The 15,434-nt window shown below is 60.7% G+C and carries 18 protein-coding genes and 3 pseudogenes; 12 read left to right on the plus strand and 9 right to left on the minus strand.

The features are described 5' to 3' along the window. The first annotated feature begins 3 nt into the window (after positions 1-3). The 3 genes from ACFOMH_RS19385 to ACFOMH_RS19395 are packed head-to-tail and all read left to right on the plus strand — an operon-like array spanning position 4 to position 2,022. Positions 4-501, plus strand: coding sequence for a peptide-methionine (S)-S-oxide reductase (locus ACFOMH_RS19385; RefSeq protein WP_028720610.1), 498 nt, complete (start codon positions 4-6; stop codon positions 499-501). After that, positions 498-1,688 (plus strand): cation:proton antiporter, encoded by a 1,191-nt coding sequence (locus ACFOMH_RS19390; protein WP_028720611.1) that lies wholly within the window; start codon positions 498-500, stop codon positions 1,686-1,688. Before ACFOMH_RS19385 ends, ACFOMH_RS19390 begins: the two co-directional genes overlap by 4 nt. Before the next feature lie 19 nt (positions 1,689-1,707). Beyond that, positions 1,708-2,022 (plus strand): antibiotic biosynthesis monooxygenase family protein, encoded by a 315-nt coding sequence (locus ACFOMH_RS19395; RefSeq protein WP_051578302.1) that lies wholly within the window; start codon positions 1,708-1,710, stop codon positions 2,020-2,022. Between the two features lie 20 nt (positions 2,023-2,042). Here ACFOMH_RS19395 and ACFOMH_RS19400 read toward each other — a convergent pair whose 3' ends face one another. Both ACFOMH_RS19400 and ACFOMH_RS19405 read right to left on the minus strand, forming a co-directional pair. Continuing rightward, the gene (locus ACFOMH_RS19400; protein WP_028720613.1) at positions 2,043-2,972 is read right to left on the minus strand and encodes a CorA family divalent cation transporter; all 930 of its coding nucleotides are present in this window, start codon (positions 2,970-2,972) and stop codon (positions 2,043-2,045) included. 3 nt (positions 2,973-2,975) lie between these two features. After that, positions 2,976-3,656 carry a hypothetical protein gene (locus tag ACFOMH_RS19405; protein ID WP_052432431.1) on the minus strand — a complete coding sequence of 227 codons (681 nt, stop codon included), beginning with the start codon at positions 3,654-3,656 and terminating at the stop codon, positions 2,976-2,978. Positions 3,657-3,738: 82 nt separating this feature from the next. Here ACFOMH_RS19405 and ACFOMH_RS19410 point away from each other — a divergent pair, with 82 nt between their 5' ends. Genes ACFOMH_RS19410 through gnd form a run of 5 tightly spaced genes read left to right on the plus strand, consistent with a single transcriptional unit; the run spans position 3,739 to position 6,729 of the window. Beyond that, a complete protein-coding gene (locus tag ACFOMH_RS19410; protein WP_036763518.1) occupies positions 3,739-4,185 on the plus strand; it encodes a hypothetical protein in 447 nt (148 codons plus the stop codon). 16 nt (positions 4,186-4,201) lie between these two features. Beyond that, complete coding sequence (locus ACFOMH_RS19415; protein WP_081791465.1) at positions 4,202-4,783, plus strand: molybdopterin-dependent oxidoreductase; 582 nt, start codon at positions 4,202-4,204, stop codon at positions 4,781-4,783. Next, positions 4,780-5,394: a uracil-DNA glycosylase family protein gene (locus ACFOMH_RS19420; RefSeq protein WP_081791466.1), complete on the plus strand. Its 615-nt coding sequence runs from the start codon at positions 4,780-4,782 to the stop codon at positions 5,392-5,394. The genes ACFOMH_RS19415 and ACFOMH_RS19420 overlap by 4 nt, the downstream gene beginning before the upstream one ends. A 16-nt stretch (positions 5,395-5,410) precedes the next feature. After that, complete coding sequence (locus tag ACFOMH_RS19425; protein WP_081791467.1) at positions 5,411-5,692, plus strand: DUF427 domain-containing protein; 282 nt, start codon at positions 5,411-5,413, stop codon at positions 5,690-5,692. A 47-nt stretch (positions 5,693-5,739) separates the two neighbouring features. Further along, positions 5,740-6,729 carry a phosphogluconate dehydrogenase (NAD(+)-dependent, decarboxylating) gene (gene gnd, locus ACFOMH_RS19430; protein WP_028720615.1) on the plus strand — a complete coding sequence of 330 codons (990 nt, stop codon included), beginning with the start codon at positions 5,740-5,742 and terminating at the stop codon, positions 6,727-6,729. Positions 6,730-6,802: 73 nt separating this feature from the next. Here the strand turns inward: gnd and ACFOMH_RS19435 are convergent. Then, positions 6,803-7,108 (minus strand): annotated as a pseudogene (locus ACFOMH_RS19435) (hypothetical protein); the annotation flags it as partial. 175 nt (positions 7,109-7,283) lie between these two features. Between ACFOMH_RS19435 and ACFOMH_RS19440 the strand changes: the two are divergent. The 3 genes from ACFOMH_RS19440 to ACFOMH_RS19450 all read left to right on the plus strand — a co-directional run bounded on the left by ACFOMH_RS19440 (position 7,284) and on the right by ACFOMH_RS19450 (position 9,472). Continuing rightward, positions 7,284-8,489: an IS256 family transposase gene (locus ACFOMH_RS19440; protein WP_377746545.1), complete on the plus strand. Its 1,206-nt coding sequence runs from the start codon at positions 7,284-7,286 to the stop codon at positions 8,487-8,489. Beyond that, on the plus strand, positions 8,486-8,758 hold the full coding sequence (locus tag ACFOMH_RS19445; RefSeq protein WP_377746547.1) for a hypothetical protein: 273 nt from the start codon (positions 8,486-8,488) through the stop codon (positions 8,756-8,758). Before ACFOMH_RS19440 ends, ACFOMH_RS19445 begins: the two co-directional genes overlap by 4 nt. A gap of 285 nt (positions 8,759-9,043) precedes the next feature. Next, complete coding sequence (locus ACFOMH_RS19450) at positions 9,044-9,472, plus strand: hypothetical protein (protein ID WP_377746548.1); 429 nt, start codon at positions 9,044-9,046, stop codon at positions 9,470-9,472. Positions 9,473-9,485: 13 nt separating this feature from the next. On the opposite strand, the gene ACFOMH_RS19455 is transcribed toward ACFOMH_RS19450, so the two are convergent. The 6 genes and pseudogenes from ACFOMH_RS19455 to ACFOMH_RS19480 all read right to left on the minus strand — a co-directional run bounded on the left by ACFOMH_RS19455 (position 9,486) and on the right by ACFOMH_RS19480 (position 12,893). Continuing rightward, entirely contained in the window at positions 9,486-9,746 is a 261-nt protein-coding gene (locus ACFOMH_RS19455) for a helix-turn-helix domain-containing protein (protein ID WP_323718310.1), read from the minus strand. Positions 9,747-9,852: 106 nt separating this feature from the next. Continuing rightward, positions 9,853-10,071 (minus strand): annotated as a pseudogene (locus tag ACFOMH_RS19460) (transposase); the annotation flags it as partial. A gap of 35 nt (positions 10,072-10,106) precedes the next feature. Further along, a complete protein-coding gene (locus ACFOMH_RS19465; RefSeq protein WP_449301462.1) occupies positions 10,107-10,523 on the minus strand; it encodes a Tn3 family transposase in 417 nt (138 codons plus the stop codon). Further along, a pseudogene (locus ACFOMH_RS19470) lies at positions 10,429-11,145 on the minus strand (DUF4158 domain-containing protein); the annotation flags it as partial. The pseudogene ACFOMH_RS19470 and the gene ACFOMH_RS19465, both read right to left, overlap by 95 nt. A gap of 320 nt (positions 11,146-11,465) precedes the next feature. After that, on the minus strand, positions 11,466-11,987 hold the full coding sequence (locus tag ACFOMH_RS19475; RefSeq protein WP_377746553.1) for a DUF2478 domain-containing protein: 522 nt from the start codon (positions 11,985-11,987) through the stop codon (positions 11,466-11,468). A gap of 252 nt (positions 11,988-12,239) precedes the next feature. Further along, complete coding sequence (locus tag ACFOMH_RS19480) at positions 12,240-12,893, minus strand: hypothetical protein (protein WP_377746549.1); 654 nt, start codon at positions 12,891-12,893, stop codon at positions 12,240-12,242. Positions 12,894-12,925: 32 nt separating this feature from the next. Here ACFOMH_RS19480 and ACFOMH_RS19485 point away from each other — a divergent pair. After that, positions 12,926-15,434: molybdopterin-dependent oxidoreductase (locus tag ACFOMH_RS19485; protein WP_377746551.1), on the plus strand; the 2,509-nt coding region annotated here is incomplete at its 3' end.

The following is a 15,434-nucleotide window of genomic DNA, read 5'->3' on the forward strand; positions in this document are numbered from 1 at the left end:
CTTGTGGTAACCATCGGCTTTGGAGGCGGGTGCCATTGGTGCACCGAGGCAGTTTTCCAACCGCTTGAGGGCGTGTCAGAGGTGCGGCAAGGCTTTATCCGCTCCGACGGCCCTGACGAGGCGTGGTCCGAGGCGGTGGAAATCTCCTTTGATCCTGATCGCGTGAGCTTGCGAGACCTGATCGCGGTCCACCTGAGCACCCATGCCAGCGAGGCCGATCACAAGATGCGTGGCAAGTATCGAAGCGCGGTCTACAGTATGACCGCGGAGCAGCAAAACGCGTGCGCGACGCATATACGGGACCTTGCCGCAGAGGCGGAGGTGCATTTTGTTACGCGCAGCCTTATGCACCGGGGCTTCAAGCCTTCGGACAGCCGATTTCACGATTACTACAAATCCAACCCCGAACGGCCCTTTTGCCGCACCTATATCGCGCCGAAACTTGCCAAGCTTCGGGCCCGGCACAGTGCATTGCTCAAGAAGGAATACACAACGTCATGACCCCCGCAGTCCTTCTCGTGCTTGTGGCCTTTGCCATTTACTCGTTGCTCAGCAAAGCAATCTCGCGCAGCTTGCTTACCCTGCCAATCATCTTCACAGCGCTTGGCTTTGCATTGTCCGTGCCATTGAGCGCCAGCTTGTCGCCGGATGTGATCCACGAAGGTAAAAAAATTCTGGCCGAGATCACGCTGATCCTGATCCTGTTCTCTGACGCTAGCCATGTGCGCTTTAAGAAACTGGTGATGGATTGGCAGATCCCGACACGGATGCTGGTGATCGGGCTGCCGCTGACGATCGCGCTTGGGACACTTGTCGCGCTTTGGCTCAACCCTACGTCTGGGTTTGCCGTTGCATTGCTGACCGCCGCAGTATTGACGCCGACGGATGCCGCGCTGGGGCAATCTGTCGTTTCGAACCCAGAGGTGCCAGACCACCTCAGCCAGACAATCAATGTGGAAAGCGGGCTGAACGATGGGCTGGTGCTACCCTTCGTTCTTTTGGGTGCAGTCCTTGCGTCGTCGGTTGGCGGCGCGCAGACCGATGGTTTGGCGCTGGAGGCCGCCACCGAGATTGTGCTCGGTCCGCTCGCTGGTATTGCCGTCGGTTGGGTGGCGGCCAAGGCGATGGACTGGGCGCAAAACCGCGACTTGATGCAAGAGGCGGCGGGGGCGGTGGTCTTTCTCGTGACCGCCTTCGCAGCTTACGGGTTTGCTGTTGCCATCCACGGAAACGGGTTCATTGCGGCCTTTGTTGCGGGCATGGTCTTTGGCAACACCTACCGTCATGACATCCACTTTATCAGCGAGTTCATGGAGGGGGCTGGCCAACTTTTGACGATGGCGGCGTTTCTGGTGTTCGGTGCGTTTCTGCTGCCCGACGGATTGGCGCACGCAGGGCCAAATACGATCATTCTTGCGTTGGTCTTCCTCACGCTGGTCCGTGTCTTGCCAATCTTCGTTTCTCTGACAAGAAGCGGGCTACCCGCGCGTGAGAAGCTCTTCCTTGGTTGGTTCGGTCCACGCGGTCTGGCCTCGATCCTCTTCACATTGCTGATGATGGATCAATTCGATTTCCCGAATGAAGAGGAACTGCTGGCTTGTGTCTCGCTGACTGTTGGCCTGTCCATCCTGTTGCACGGCCTCAGTTCAACCCCCTTGGCGACCCGCATCGGGCGCATGAAATCTTGAACCAGAAAAGGAGACTATAATGGCAATGCATGTAGAGGTTTTTCGCCACCGGGTTGATCCCGACTTCCAAGGCGAGTTTGACGAGCTTTACGCCCGCATGGTGACCGTGGTGAAGGGGCTAAAGGGGTATATGAGCCACAAGGTCTTTACCGCAGAGGACGGAGAAAAGGTGCTTATCGGTTACTTCGAAGATTTCGAGGCGATCGAGGAATGGGATGTCCACCCCGAGCACAAATACGCCAAAGACCGCGGCAAGAACGGTGTCTTTTTGGAGTATGATGTGGTTGTTGCCGAGGTCGTTGAGCATCACGCGATGAACTTCACCGGCGCATGAAAATGCAGCCGCCACCTCCGTCAGAACCACTTTCGCCAGCGGAACAAGACCAGCATCCCTGCGACCAGAGCCAAACAGATCACCATCAGTATGGTGAAACCATTTGCATGCCCTTCGAAGGGAACCCCCATGAGGTTCACACCGAACGCGCTGACAATAAACCCAAGCGGAAGGAACAGCGTCGCCACGACCGAGAAGACAAAGGAGCTGCGCGTCAGTTGCCTGTCTTGAATGCGGGCAACCTGATCGTTGAGGATATCAACGCGGTCCCGCAGGTTTTGCAGGGTTTCAAGATACCGCAAAAGCTGATCGAGCCCGTCATCGATCCGCGTGCGCTCTCTTTCGCTCAAAAGGGAGTGCTTGCAGCGCGACAAGTGTTCCAGCACAGGTTTTTGTGGCCCGAGGTGGCGCAAGAAGCCGCTGATACGCGATTGGGTTTGTGCCATATTGGGGCAGGCAGCCTCGGTCTGATGAGTGCCCACAAGCCCTTCGATCCTGTTGACCGCGTCTTCCAGTTCCTCGATGTGGTCATCGACCTCATCGAGGTGTTCTTCGATAAGATCAGCCAGAAACTCACCCGGTGTGGTTGGGCCTGCACCTGCGGACAACTTTTGATGAAGGGCCAGGATCGGGTCAACATCGGCCTCGCGTGTAGTAATGACGCGCGTCTTGTCGATCCAGATCCTGATCGACACCATGTCTTCAGGGCGTGCCATGTCCTGACCGACATGCATGGCCTTCAAAAGCACCATGATCCCGTCATCAAGAACGCGCACGCGCGAACGTGTGTCCTCTTCGATCATCGCATCGACAACCAGGTCGTCGAGCATGGCCACCTCCATGAGATAGGCGCTGGTCTCTCGATGCTTGATACACATATGGAGCCATTCCCCGCCCCCGTTCAGTGCGTGCAGGTGAAGAAACCCCGGCGATGTTTTGACGTCTGTCATGCCTCAGTGCGCTCCTGTATCTGGGGTCAATCCATGGGCGGCGGCAAACTTATGATGGGACGCCCTTGGCCCCGCCAAGACCATGGCCGATCCTTCAGGCAACGGCGTTCCGTCCCACGGGTTTATCTCGGCGTTGAAGGCGCTGCGCACACCGATGAGGGTCAGGTCGCCGGGCCACTCCACATTGTTCGAAGGAGGTGCCTTCGCCAAACTATGTTGGGCAATCACCCTGTCCGCATCCAACTGGTACAAAACCGTGAACGGAACATGCGCCATGTGTTTGACAAGCCACGCATGTGCCATGCCGCAAATGAACTCATCGACGACAGAGGAAAAGAGCACGTAGCGCACAAAGGCGATTGCCGTGATGATCGCCGTAAGCTGAAGCAACAACCCGCTGGCCGTTTCCTTGATCCCGAAGGCCCCAACCACAACAGTGGCAACCACCGAGGCCAGACCAACGGAACCGGTAATCATCAAGATCACAAGGATACGTCTGCGCTCCGGTGTTTGGAGGATCAGTTCGGATTCAGACGTGGTGAACCCCGTGCCGCTAAGTGCCGACATGGCCTGAACTCTGGCAACGTCGCGTGAAATGCCCGTGTGTTCTAGAAACACAGCCGCGACCCGCACGATCGTGGACGAGATCGTGAACAGGATAACGATGGAAAGTGCTGCGCCCAAATCTTTTTCCCACGCTTGAGCGGGATCAGAAGCCCCGCAAAATCACCAACTTAACAACTCCAACTATCGTAAAGGAAAACCCATGATCGACAAGAACCACTTGCGCAACACGATGCTGGCCCTGACAGAGGCCGAACTTGAGCAAGCCCATAAAACCTATGAGCGATTTCTCAGCGCCGCGCGGCTGGATCGCACGGAGCCGATTGAAAATGACGAACAGGGCCAAGCAGAAACCGCCGCCGATCTTGCTGAGGCGTTCGATGACCGCGAGCATCAAGTGGAAGCCAAAATCTCAGCGTTGAACGTGCTTGATTTCGGACCGAAAACCGAAGTGGCGCCGGGCGCAGCAGTGCGGATCGGGGATCGCTATCTGGTCATTGGCGTCTCGACAGGAGAGTTTTCATGTCAGGGGCAGAAATTTATCGGTGTCTCACAAGCGGCGCCAATCTACGAGGCCCTGGAAGGCAAGAGAGCCGGTGAATTCTGTGAGTTCCGCGGCCGCAAGCTGAAGGTCACTGAGGTCTACTGACAATCGGGAGCTGACGATGAGTACTCTTCGCCCAGATGGACGCCCGCGCATTCCGCCCAATCAGGTGGTAACTCAGAAATTCCCGGTAATGACGGCGGGTACGCCCAAGACGGCCGACAAGGAAACATGGTCACTAACCCTCGACGGTGACGTCGAACAGGCGATCACACTGGATTGGGCGGGCTTTCAGGCCCTCCCACAGCGCGAATTCAGCGCCGATCTGCACTGCGTGACCAGATGGTCCAAACTGGGCACACTTTGGCGCGGGGTGGCAGTTTCTGTACTGGCCGATCTTGTTCGCCCAGTAGCTGATCCGGTTTATGTTCAGGCGCGTGCGGACGGCAATTACACCGCGAACCTGCGTTTGGTCGATATGTTAAGTGACAAAGCCTTTGTGGCCACAGAATTCGACGGTAAACCGCTGAGCGTAGAACATGGTGGCCCGGCACGACTGGTGGTGCCGGACCTATATCTGTGGAAAAGCGCCAAGTGGCTTCGTGGCCTCCATTTCAGTCCCTATGACTACAAGGGCTTTTGGGAAAAGCTGGGGTATCATAACTACGGTGATCCCTGGAAAGAACAAAGGTACAGAGGATGAGTGCTGGCGAGCCGGCGATAGCACAGGAAATACGGCCCTGCCGTATGTGCGCAGCAGATTTCGCAGCCACTGCCACAAGGCACGAACCCCGGCCAGTCGTCTGGCTGCGGCAACGCGCACGGATTCTGATTGTTGGGCAGGCGCCTGGCTTGCGCGTGCACGAATCCGGCATCCCCTTCGATGACCGCTCGGGCGACCGGTTGCGTGAGTGGTTGGGGGTTACGCGCGATGAATTCTATGATCGCGACCGGATCAGTATCCTACCCATGGCATTTTGCTTTCCCGGCTATCATGTGAATGGCAGCGACCTGCCGCCACCACCACGCTGCGCGGCAACGTGGCGAAGCCGGGCGCTGGACGCGCTCAATCAGGTAAGGCTCACTATCTTGATCGGGGGTTACGCCCATGGTTGGCACCTGGGCGCAGACGCACGCAAGGCGGGCGTAACAGCCACTGTTGCTGACTGGCGCCATTGGGCGCCGGTAGTCGTGCCGCTGCCGCACCCTTCCTGGCGCAACAACGCGTTTCTGCGCCGCAATCCCTGGTTCGGGACAGAACTCCTTCCGGCACTCCGTCTGCGTGTCCGCGAGGTCATGGATCAGACAGACTGACAAAAGGGGGCGCCAAATGGTCAAGGCAATCTGGAACGGCAAAGTCATCGCAGAAAGCGACGCTACCGTTGTTGTCGAAGGCAATCACTACTTTCCGATCGAAAGTGTGCGGGCAGTGTACCTATCGCAAAGCACGCGCGAAACGGTTTGCCCCTGGAAGGGAACTGCATCGTACTACTCACTAGAGGTGGACGGAAAGACCAACCCTGATGCGGCTTGGTATTACCCATCTCCCAGGTCGGCGGCAGCGCAAATAAGGGGCATGGTCGCCTTTTGGCGCCGCGTACAGGTGAGCTGAGCCGGACCGGCCCAAATACGCATTGGAAATCAAGAAAGGACTTAACGATGGAACTGGGATTTATCGGTCTCGGACGAATGGGCGGCAACATGGTCCGGCGGCTGTCGAAGGCCGGGCATCAATGTCACGTTCACAGTGCAAACCAGACGACGAGGGAGGCGTTGGCAAAAGAAGTCGGCACAGTCAGCTATGCCGACATCGGGTCTTTGGTCGCAGCTTTGGCAGCGCCTCGTGTAGTCTGGCTGATGGTTCCCGCCGGTGAAGTAACCGAGCAGGTGTTGACCGAGCTGGGCCAACTTTGCACATCAGGCGACGTCATCATCGATGGAGGCAATAGCCATTTCAAAGAGAGCGTTGCGCGCGCCCAGATGCTGGCCGCTAAAGGCATCCTGATGGTTGATTGCGGAACCAGCGGAGGTGTTTTTGGGTTGGCTCGTGGATACTCACTGATGCTAGGCGGGGCAAATGAGGCAATCGGGCGGATCGTGCCTATTCTTGACACGCTCGCACCGGGGATAGATGCGGCCGCAAGAACACCTGCCCGCGATGGTGGACCTCAAGCTCCGGGTGAGGCTGGATGGCTCCATTGTGGCAAGCCCGGCTCCGGCCACTATGTGAAAATGATCCATAATGGGATCGAGTACGGTATGATGCAGGCCATGGCCGAAGGTTTCGCGCTGTTCGCCTCGGCAGGTCATGCAGTGGTGGAAGAAGATTACCGCTATGACCTTGACCTCGCCGCTATCGCAGAAGTCTGGCGGCGTGGCAGCGTAGTCAGTTCATGGCTGCTGGATCTTGGGGCCGACGCTCTGGCCAGCAATCCGACGCTGGATCAGTATTCTACCGAAGTCGCTGATAGTGGTGAAGGTCGGTGGACGATTGAAGCGGCCATCGACCAGCGCACCTCGGCGCAAGTGCTCGCCGCAGCGCTGTTTGCCCGTTTTTCGTCGCGCGAAAAAAATGAACTGGGCAATCGTTTCCTGTCGGCCCTGCGCAATAAATTCGGCGGCCACCCAAGCCTTTCTTCCAAGGGCTGAAGAGGGAATGGCGGTGAGGTAACCCCGCCGCCTCCCAGGTCTTACAGGCCGCGTCCAGCATAGCGCTCTTCCCCGTCCCGGCATGGCCGATGATGATCCCGAGACTACAGCCGTCGGTGACATGGGCAAGCGCCTCGGCCTGCTCGGCGGACAGGATCAGATCCTGCGCCTCGGCGCGGGCAAGGGCTGTATCGCGGTCGCGGACGTCATCGTCATCGCCGCGCGGTGTAGCCGCTGTTCGACCTCGAGCAAGTCGCGCGTGGTGAAGCGCTCGCCGCCGCGCACATCCTACCCCTGCGCCACCGGGTCGGGTGCCCTGCGCATGGCGCCCAGCACCGCGTTGAACTGGCCCGGACCTTCGCCGTAACGGTATACGCAAGCGGCCATGTCGCGGCGGGTGAAGGCCGCTTACTGCCGGGCGAGCACGTCGAGGTTAGCGTCCGCGGACGTGGTGTAATTTCAGCACCTTCATCGGTGTAATCCCGGGTGGCCATCGAGGTGTATGGTCGAGGTGGAGTTTCGACGCTTCAACCACGAACCTTACGGAGACCCCGATGACCAAGACCAACATGGACCTGTCCGAGCTTCTGGCCAAGCATGATCAGGGCGATTTCCTGCGCGGCATTGCCGAGGCCGTTCTTCAGCTGATCATGGAGAGTGATGTCGACGGCCTGATCGGCGCCGGCCGGCATGAACGCAGCGGTGAACGCACGACCTGGCGGAACGGGTATCGAGAGCGCGCTCTCGATACCCGTTTGGGCACGCTGAACCTGCGCGTTCCGAAGCTGCGGCAGGGCAGCTATTTCCCCGGCTTCCTGGAAGCCCGGAAAACCTCGGAACAGGCGCTCGTCGCGGTGATCCAGGAAGCCTGGATCGGTGGTGTCTCGACCCGCCGCGTGGACGAGTTGGTGCAGGCGATGGGGCTGAGCGGCATCTCGAAGAGCACGGTGTCCAAGCTGTGCAAGGACATCGATGAGCGGGTCGGTGAGTTCCTGAACCGCCCGCTGAGCGGGGAGTGGCCCTATGTCTGGCTGGATGCCACCTATCTCAAGGTGCGTCAGGGCGGCCGTATCGTGCCGGTCGCGGCGATAATCGCCGTGGCCGCCAACACCGAAGGGCGCAGGGAAATCATCGGCCTGGGCATCGGCCCATCCGAGGCCGAGACGTTCTGGACCGAGTTCCTGCGCTCGCTGCGGGCCCGGGGTCTCGGTGGCGTCCGGCTGGTCATCAGCGACGCCCATACCGGTCTCAAGGCCGCCATCGCCCGCGTGTTCGAAGCCACTTGGCAAAGGTGTCGCGTTCACTGGATGCGCAACGCGCTGGCACACGTCTCGCGCGGCCAGCACACCGTGGTCGCCGCCGCGATCCGGCAGGCCTTCGACCAGCCCGACCGCGCCCATGCCGGCGAGACATGGCGCAAGGTGGCCGAGCAGTTGCGCCCGAGATGGCCAAAGCTGGCCGATCTGATGGATGACAGCGAGCACGATGTGCTGGCTTACATGTCCTTCCCACGCCAGCACCGCACCAAGCTACACAGCACCAACCCGATCGAACGCCTGAACAAGGAGGTGAAGCGCCGCGCCGATGTCGTCGGGATCTTCCCGAATGAGGCCTCCATCATGCGCCTGATCGGTGCCGTGCTGTTCGAGCAGAACGACGAATGGCAGACCGCCAGCCGCTACATGATGGTCGAGGCCTTCGCCCAGATCGACAAGGAGGAAATCGACCCCATTCTCAGCATCACAACGAAAGCCGCTTGATCATGACCTCAGGCCATCTGGGAAATTACACCACCTTGACGGACGCGACCGTCGCGCATGTGTGCCCCGTCAAACCTGCCGACCATATCCCTGCTTCGCGTAACACGTCCCAGAGCCGCGCCGACAATCCCGCCGCCAGCTTCTGCATGGCGTTGATCGTCGGCGGGTTGCGGGTGCTTTCGCTCCTGTCGGTGGAAACGGGCGAGATGGCTGCACGGTCGGGCGGCCTTGGTCGGTCCTGCTCCGGGGACCGCGCCATGATCAAATGAGGATTTCCAACCAATGAGGCGATGAAGCAGATCACCCTATGATCATGTGATCAAATGATCATTCTGGCCCGCGTCTGGGGCTGTTGGTTCACAGGTGGCGTGTTCAAAGCCTCAAATGATCAAATGAAGTGATCCACCATTTGATCATCCTGAGCGCGTCTTGGTGCGGCTCTGCGTGGGCGGAGATGGCGGGCGGCGGAAATAATTGTCGCTGCCCCTCTTGCAAATATCACTGTATATTGCTCACATAGTGTAGTGAGTTCAACCAGTGATCAGGGGCGGCCAATGCAGGGACCGGAAATCGACAATGGCCGCCTGAGTGATGTTTCGGCAGAGGCAGCGGACGGCCTGTCGCAGCTGTCGCAGATCGCGGGGACGGGGAATGATGCTGAACCCGAGATTGATTCGGCGTTCCTGACGACCCGGTCCGCGCTGGAACAGGCCTGGAGCTATCATGCCGCCTGCGATGCCCGTGCGGCTGCTGCGGGGTTCGCGGCCAGCGACGAGGGCCGCGCGGTGATGGCCGAGATGGACCGGATCCAGCACCGCATCCGCGATCTCGAGGCCGGGCTTGCGGCTCGGCCAGCCGGGAATCTGGCCGAATTGCGCCTCAAGATCGCGCTGCTCTCGCTCGACGGGCAGCTGCGGCCCGAGTTCGAGGCGGGCGTTCTGGCGGATGCAATGCGGCTGCTCGCCGCGCGGGAGGAGGGCTGATGCAGCGGTCCCGCTATTCCTGCGCCGGTTCCTCTTCCGCCTCACGGACCAGATCCGACAGCGGCATGCCCAACCCCCGGGCCAGCTTTTGCATGGTGTTGATCGTCGGCATGTGGCGGCCGAGCTCGAGCAGCGAGACAAAGCGCATCGAGACATCGGCGCGCCGGGCCAGCGCCTCTTGCGACAGGTCCTGCGCCAGACGCCGGCGGCGCAGCACGGTGGCGAAGGCCTCGACCAAAGGCTCGACGGTGCGGGGCGCGGGTTTGATCGACAAGGGCTGTGCTCCGGATGGTTCGGGAAGGATGTTACACCGCAAATGCTATGAATTCAAATCGTGATCTGACGGAGGCCCGCGATGCCCGAGCAATCCCCCACCATCGACTGCGGCCACCGCGATCTGCAATCGCATCGTGGCATTTGCGCGTGTCGTAGGCGCCATCAACCGTAACGCTACCGATTTCCTGGTCCTGCGGGATTTGGTCGAGAAGGTGGGGTAGGATGGGCGCATCACCGATGTGGCTCCCGGTGACTTCGACGGCCCGGATCTCCAACGTTTCTTCATCGATCCCAAGGAGGAGCTTGCGCCAGACGCGCCGTTTCGGGGGTCTGATGCCGGAGGGGGCAGGATCCTACGCTAAGCCCTTTTCGGCCACCTGTACTCCCCCGTGAGCAGGATATGTGCCCAGCCGAGGGGCGAGATGTGGGCGAGGAGGTTGGGTAAGCAGTCCAGGCCTTCGCGCCGGCGACTGGTGACGGCTTGGCCGAGATGCTTGGTGTTCCAATAGATGACGATGGCGGCGAGGAGGTTCAGCCCGGCCATCCGGAAGTGCTGGCCCTCGGAGGTGCGATCGCGGATTTCACCCTGACGGCCGATGCGTAGGGCGTTTTTCAACGCGTGATGGGCCTCGCCTTTGTTGAGCCCGACCTGTGCGCGGCGTTGCATGTCGGCATCAAGCAGCCAGTCGATGATGAAGAGTGTCCGCTCGACCCGTCCGATTTCCCGCAAGGTCAGCCGAGTTCCGCCCGACCTCGAACTGACGCAGCCAGACAAACCGCGTGACCGAGCCGCCCGTATCTTCGGTCAACAGAGCATCGAGCCGCGTCCGTATGTCATCGTCCAGCCGACGGGCGATCCGGGCATCGACCCGTCGTTCAGCGGCTACAAGCGCATCCGCGCAAAGCCGCTCGATGACCGTGATTCCGGGCAGGATGCTCTGGGACGCCCTGCATTGCTCGACGAAGCGCCGCGCCAGATCCTCGTTCGACCGGGCAGTCTCGGCCGCATCTTCAAGCCAGGCCCTCAGGTCTCGTGCGCCCCGCCCGGTGAACATCTTGTAACCGTAGATGTCGCGCAAGATGGCCAGGTGCTCATGCCGGGTTTCCTCGCGGGCGGCGTAGCCGGCCAGATCGTCAGGCCTTGTCCCAAGTTGCGCGGCCAGAAAGCGTGTGACTGGCAGCGGTATGACCTCGCCCGGCGCCAGCAACCGTCCGGGATATCGCAGCGCGCAGAGTTGCAGGGCAAAGCCGAAGCGATTGTGGGAACGGCGACGGGCATGGATGATCTCCAGATCGTCGTCTGCCAGCGTGTAGTGGCGCAGCATCGAGGCATCATCGGTCGGCAGGTCGAACAATGCCGCCCGTTGGCGGTCGGTCAGAATGCGGCGTCTGGGCATGGCGATCTTTCAGGAAATGGTGGTGGGCTTGCGTCCGTAAGGGGATGGTTGAATGACACAAGCTATTCGGGACCAATCGGTTTGTGAGCACATTACCCTTGATATGTGCCGCGAAGGGCTGGCCATTTTAGGTCCTGTGCGTGCAAACTGAAGAATAACTCCGTGGCCCCGATGCTAACCAAACATGCGCGGACCGCCGAAGGATGTAGGGGGCGACACTGTCAGCCACGTCAAGGCTGCACGACCGCGAAGTCAGCGTGGGATTAATCTCAATTCAAGCAGCAGTTCGCTTTTCCCCAAGAATCAAGCTGAGAATGATTTCATCTGGCAGGTTCGTGGAGATGATAGCCAGCACTCACACACCACTCGACAACCTGATCGATGTCAGCCGCGAGAGCGGTTTCAAGCCCGCCAGCAAAGGTCTGGAAGGCCGGTAGGTTCAGGCCATTGACCCCCAGCAGAACCGGAAGATTTCGTTCCAGAGCGTCGGCAATCAGCGGCGCCATGCCGCGCCCTTCGGCCTCTTGCTTGCCGAACTTGTTGACGATCAGCAGATCGGCGCCGGGCATTGCGCGCGAGACGCCGGCAACCGCCTGTTCCAGGACACCTGCATCCAGGCGGCAGCCACGAGCAAGGTTGCCGCGATCCTCACTGATACGCAGGACCGGCCCATCGGGCAGGACGACAATGTCCATGTCGCACTTTGTCCGATCCGCTCGCTCGATGTTGGTTTGCACGGTTCCCGCCAGCTTCAGGCCCCGGTCCTGCAATCGGGCGGCAACCTGAGCCAGAAACCGGTCGTTTGCGCCGCGTCCGGGCAGGCTGACGTAACCGAGAGACATTTCTGTTTTTCCCATAACAAGCTGCATGAAGATCCGCTTGCTGCGGTCTAGATCCGGGCCAAATCGAGTGAAGCCTAGCCCGATCTCACGGTGCCTGCCAGTGACGCCGCCTGCGCCAGAAAGTCACATAGACCGAAGCGATTGATGCTCTCCAGGGCAGACGCCTCAGGGTGTAAATCCCTCTCCCAAGACCCTAGAGCATCCCGCAGATCCATCGGATACAAGGCGCAGGGCACGAAAGGCGGCGGCAGGTCAGTTCCCCGACCCACTTTCCTCTTCAGGCACGGTCTGCCCTGTCTGAGGCTGAGCAACTGCATCAGCACCCGGAACGTCAGTTGTGACAGCCTGAGTTACGTCGGCCTCGGGCCGCTGCGGGCAGGTGTTCAGGCTGACCGCCGGATCGCACTGACCATCGATCCCAGTATCCTCGCGCTCGACCGGCTTGCCCTCGCGTGCGGGCAGCGGTGTGACAGTTGCCGGATTGGTTGTAGGGATCGAGGTCGAGGTGCCCGGCACCGGATTGCCGTGCAGGGCAGTCGGCGAGCCAAGGGGGCCTCCTGTCAGCTCAGGCAGCATCGCGTGAGGATTGGCAGGCGCTGAACCCCCGGGTGCCGCACCCTCGGGCTGCGCAGCGTCAGGTGCGGCGGGAGCTGGGGGGGCTTCCTGGGCAAGCGCCGGCGAAACAAGGATCAGCGCTACCGCTGCAGGTCCAAAGATACCAGACATCACACGCATCGCATCCATCTCCTTTGCACGCTCCTGAGTCATGAACGCATAAATGGCTCTTTCGTTCAATCGTCTGAAGGTTGAACTCCACCTTCCATTGTGTTCTGCTGCAACAAGATGGCCTGTTTTGTTATTGTTGTCTTGTTCCAGATCAAGGACCGCGCGCATCGCGAGGTTCAAACACTACAGACACAAGATAGAAGGATGAGCCCATGAGTGCATTTCAAATCTCCCGCCGTGGCTTCATGCAGGCCGGTGCGGCAGCGGTTGGAGTGACCAGCCTTAGCAACCTGATGGGCAGCTCTGCTCTTGCTGCCATCGACCCGAACTCGCATGGCCAGCGGGTCTTCCACGCCTCGCATTTCGGCCCCTTCGAGGCGGTCGTGCGGGATGGGCGCATCACTGCGATTTCTCCGATCACGGAACTCGACCATCAGCCCACCGACATGCTGATGCTGGGCGTCATGGACCGCACCTATGACGACAGCCGCATCCTTTATCCGATGGTCCGCAAGTCCTATCTGGACGGCTGGCAGAGCGGCGACACCAAGCCGGAACTGCGCGGCAAGGAGGAATTCGTTCAGGTCGACTGGGACACCGCCCTGGCCCTGACCGCCAATGCCATCGTCAAGACCATCGAGGAAAACGGCAACGAGGCGATCTTCAGCTCCTCCTACGGCGGCTGGTCAAATGCCGGCTCGTTCCGCCCGAACGTCATGCAGCAACGCTTCTTCAACCTGGTCGGCGGCTGCACCATCACCCAGGGCGACTTCTCGGCCGGCGCGTCGCAGGTGGCCCTGCCTCACATCATCGGCGACATGGAGGTCTATTCGCCCCAGACCGCATGGGAGGTCGTGCGCGACAACACCGAGGTCTTCGTGTTGGTCGGCTGCGACCCGGTCAAGAACAACCGGATCGAGTTCACCGTGGCCGACCACGGCATGTCCCGCCCCTGGGCCGAGATCCGCGACGCGGGCTGCCGCTTCATCTCGATCAACCCGCAGCGCACGGCGTCGGATTCCTACCTGAATGCGGACTGGGTGCAGATCGTGCCCAACACGGACATCGCGCTGTTCCTGGGCATGGCCCATCACGTGCTGGAACAAGGTCTGGAAGACCGCGCCTATATCGAGAAATACACGACCGGCGCCGACCGCTGGATCGCCTATGTCAAGGGCGAGGATGACGGCACCGCCAAGACGCCCGACTGGGCCGCCGGCATCACCGGCATCCCGGCCGACAAGATCCGCGAGATGGCCGAGCTTTTCGCCAAATCGCGCACCCAGTTCGGCGGCGCCTGGTCGCTGCAGCGCGCCCATCACGGCGAACTGACCCACCACGCGATCATCAACTTCGCCGCGCTCATCGGCAAGATCGGCAAGCCCGGCGAAGGCGTGGGCTTTTCCTGGCACTATGGCAGCGGCGGGATGCCGCAGTCGGGCCAGCCCACGCCCACGGGGCTGTCGGCGGGCAAGAACCTCGTGGACAAGCTCTGCCCCGCCAGCCGCATCGTCGAGATGCTGGAAAATCCCGGCAAGGAGTTCTTCTACAACGGCCAGACCCGCACCTATCCCGACATCCGGATGATCTACAACGCAGGCAACAATTTCGTCTCGCACCAGCAGGACCTGAACCGGCTGCTGAAAGCCTTCGGCAAGCTGCACACCATCGTCAGCCAGGACGTCTGGTGGACCGCCGCCGTCCGGTGGGCCGACATCGTGCTGCCCGCGTCAAGCACGCTGGAACGCGACGACATCTCGGTCGGCGGCACCTATTCCAACGACAAGATCTACGCGATGAAGAAGGTCATCGAACCGCAGGGCGAATCGATGAGCGATTACGAGATCTTCGAGGCGCTTGCCGACAAGATGGGTCTCTGGGCGCAGTTCACCGACAGCGTGGATTATATGGACCACATCCGCGCGGCCTATGAACGCACCGGCGCGTCGAAGACCACGCCCTTCGAGGAGTTCTGGGAAAAGGGCTATGCCCTGCAACCAGCCCCCCCCGAGGCCCGCAAATGGGTGCGCCACGGCGCCTTCTACGAAGACCCCGAGGCAAACCCGCTGCACACGCTGTCGGGCAAGATCGAAATGTTCTGTTCGTCCATCGCCGACATGAACGTGCCCGACAACCCCGGCATGCCCGTCTGGCAGGAACCGCTGGAATATCTGGGCAACGCCAAGGAAGGCCAGCTGCACATCGTCAGCCCGCATCCCTGGTATCGCCTGCACAGCCAGATGGACAACTCGGCCAAGCTGCGCGAGCTTTACAAGATCGACGGGCGCGAACCCGTGAGGATGAACCGCCAGGACGCCGAGGCGCGCGGCATCGCCGATGGCGATCTGGTGGAAATCCGAAACGAACGCGGCGCGGTGATCGCCGGGGCGGTGCTGTCGGACGACATCATGCCAGGCGTCATGTCGCTGTATGAAGGGGCCTGGCCTGATCTGGACAGCAAGGGGCGCTGCAATTCCGGGCAGATCAACTGGATCACCTCGGAACGCCCGGCCTCGGGGCTGACGCAGGCGACCATCGCCAATACCTGCGTGGCCTCGGTCGCCAAATGCGAGGACGCCGAGCGCCCGAACCAGGCCCACCAGAATCCGGCCATCCTGACCGACTACCAGTTCGCCGCCATCGACGAATCCGAACTGGGCCTGGACCGCGTGGCGGACATCGTGGAGTCGCTTTATGCGGAAATGGAGGAAGGCGAGCGCA

It is taken from the genome of Paracoccus mangrovi (assembly GCF_042648425.1).
Taxonomy (GTDB): domain Bacteria; phylum Pseudomonadota; class Alphaproteobacteria; order Rhodobacterales; family Rhodobacteraceae; genus Paracoccus; species Paracoccus mangrovi.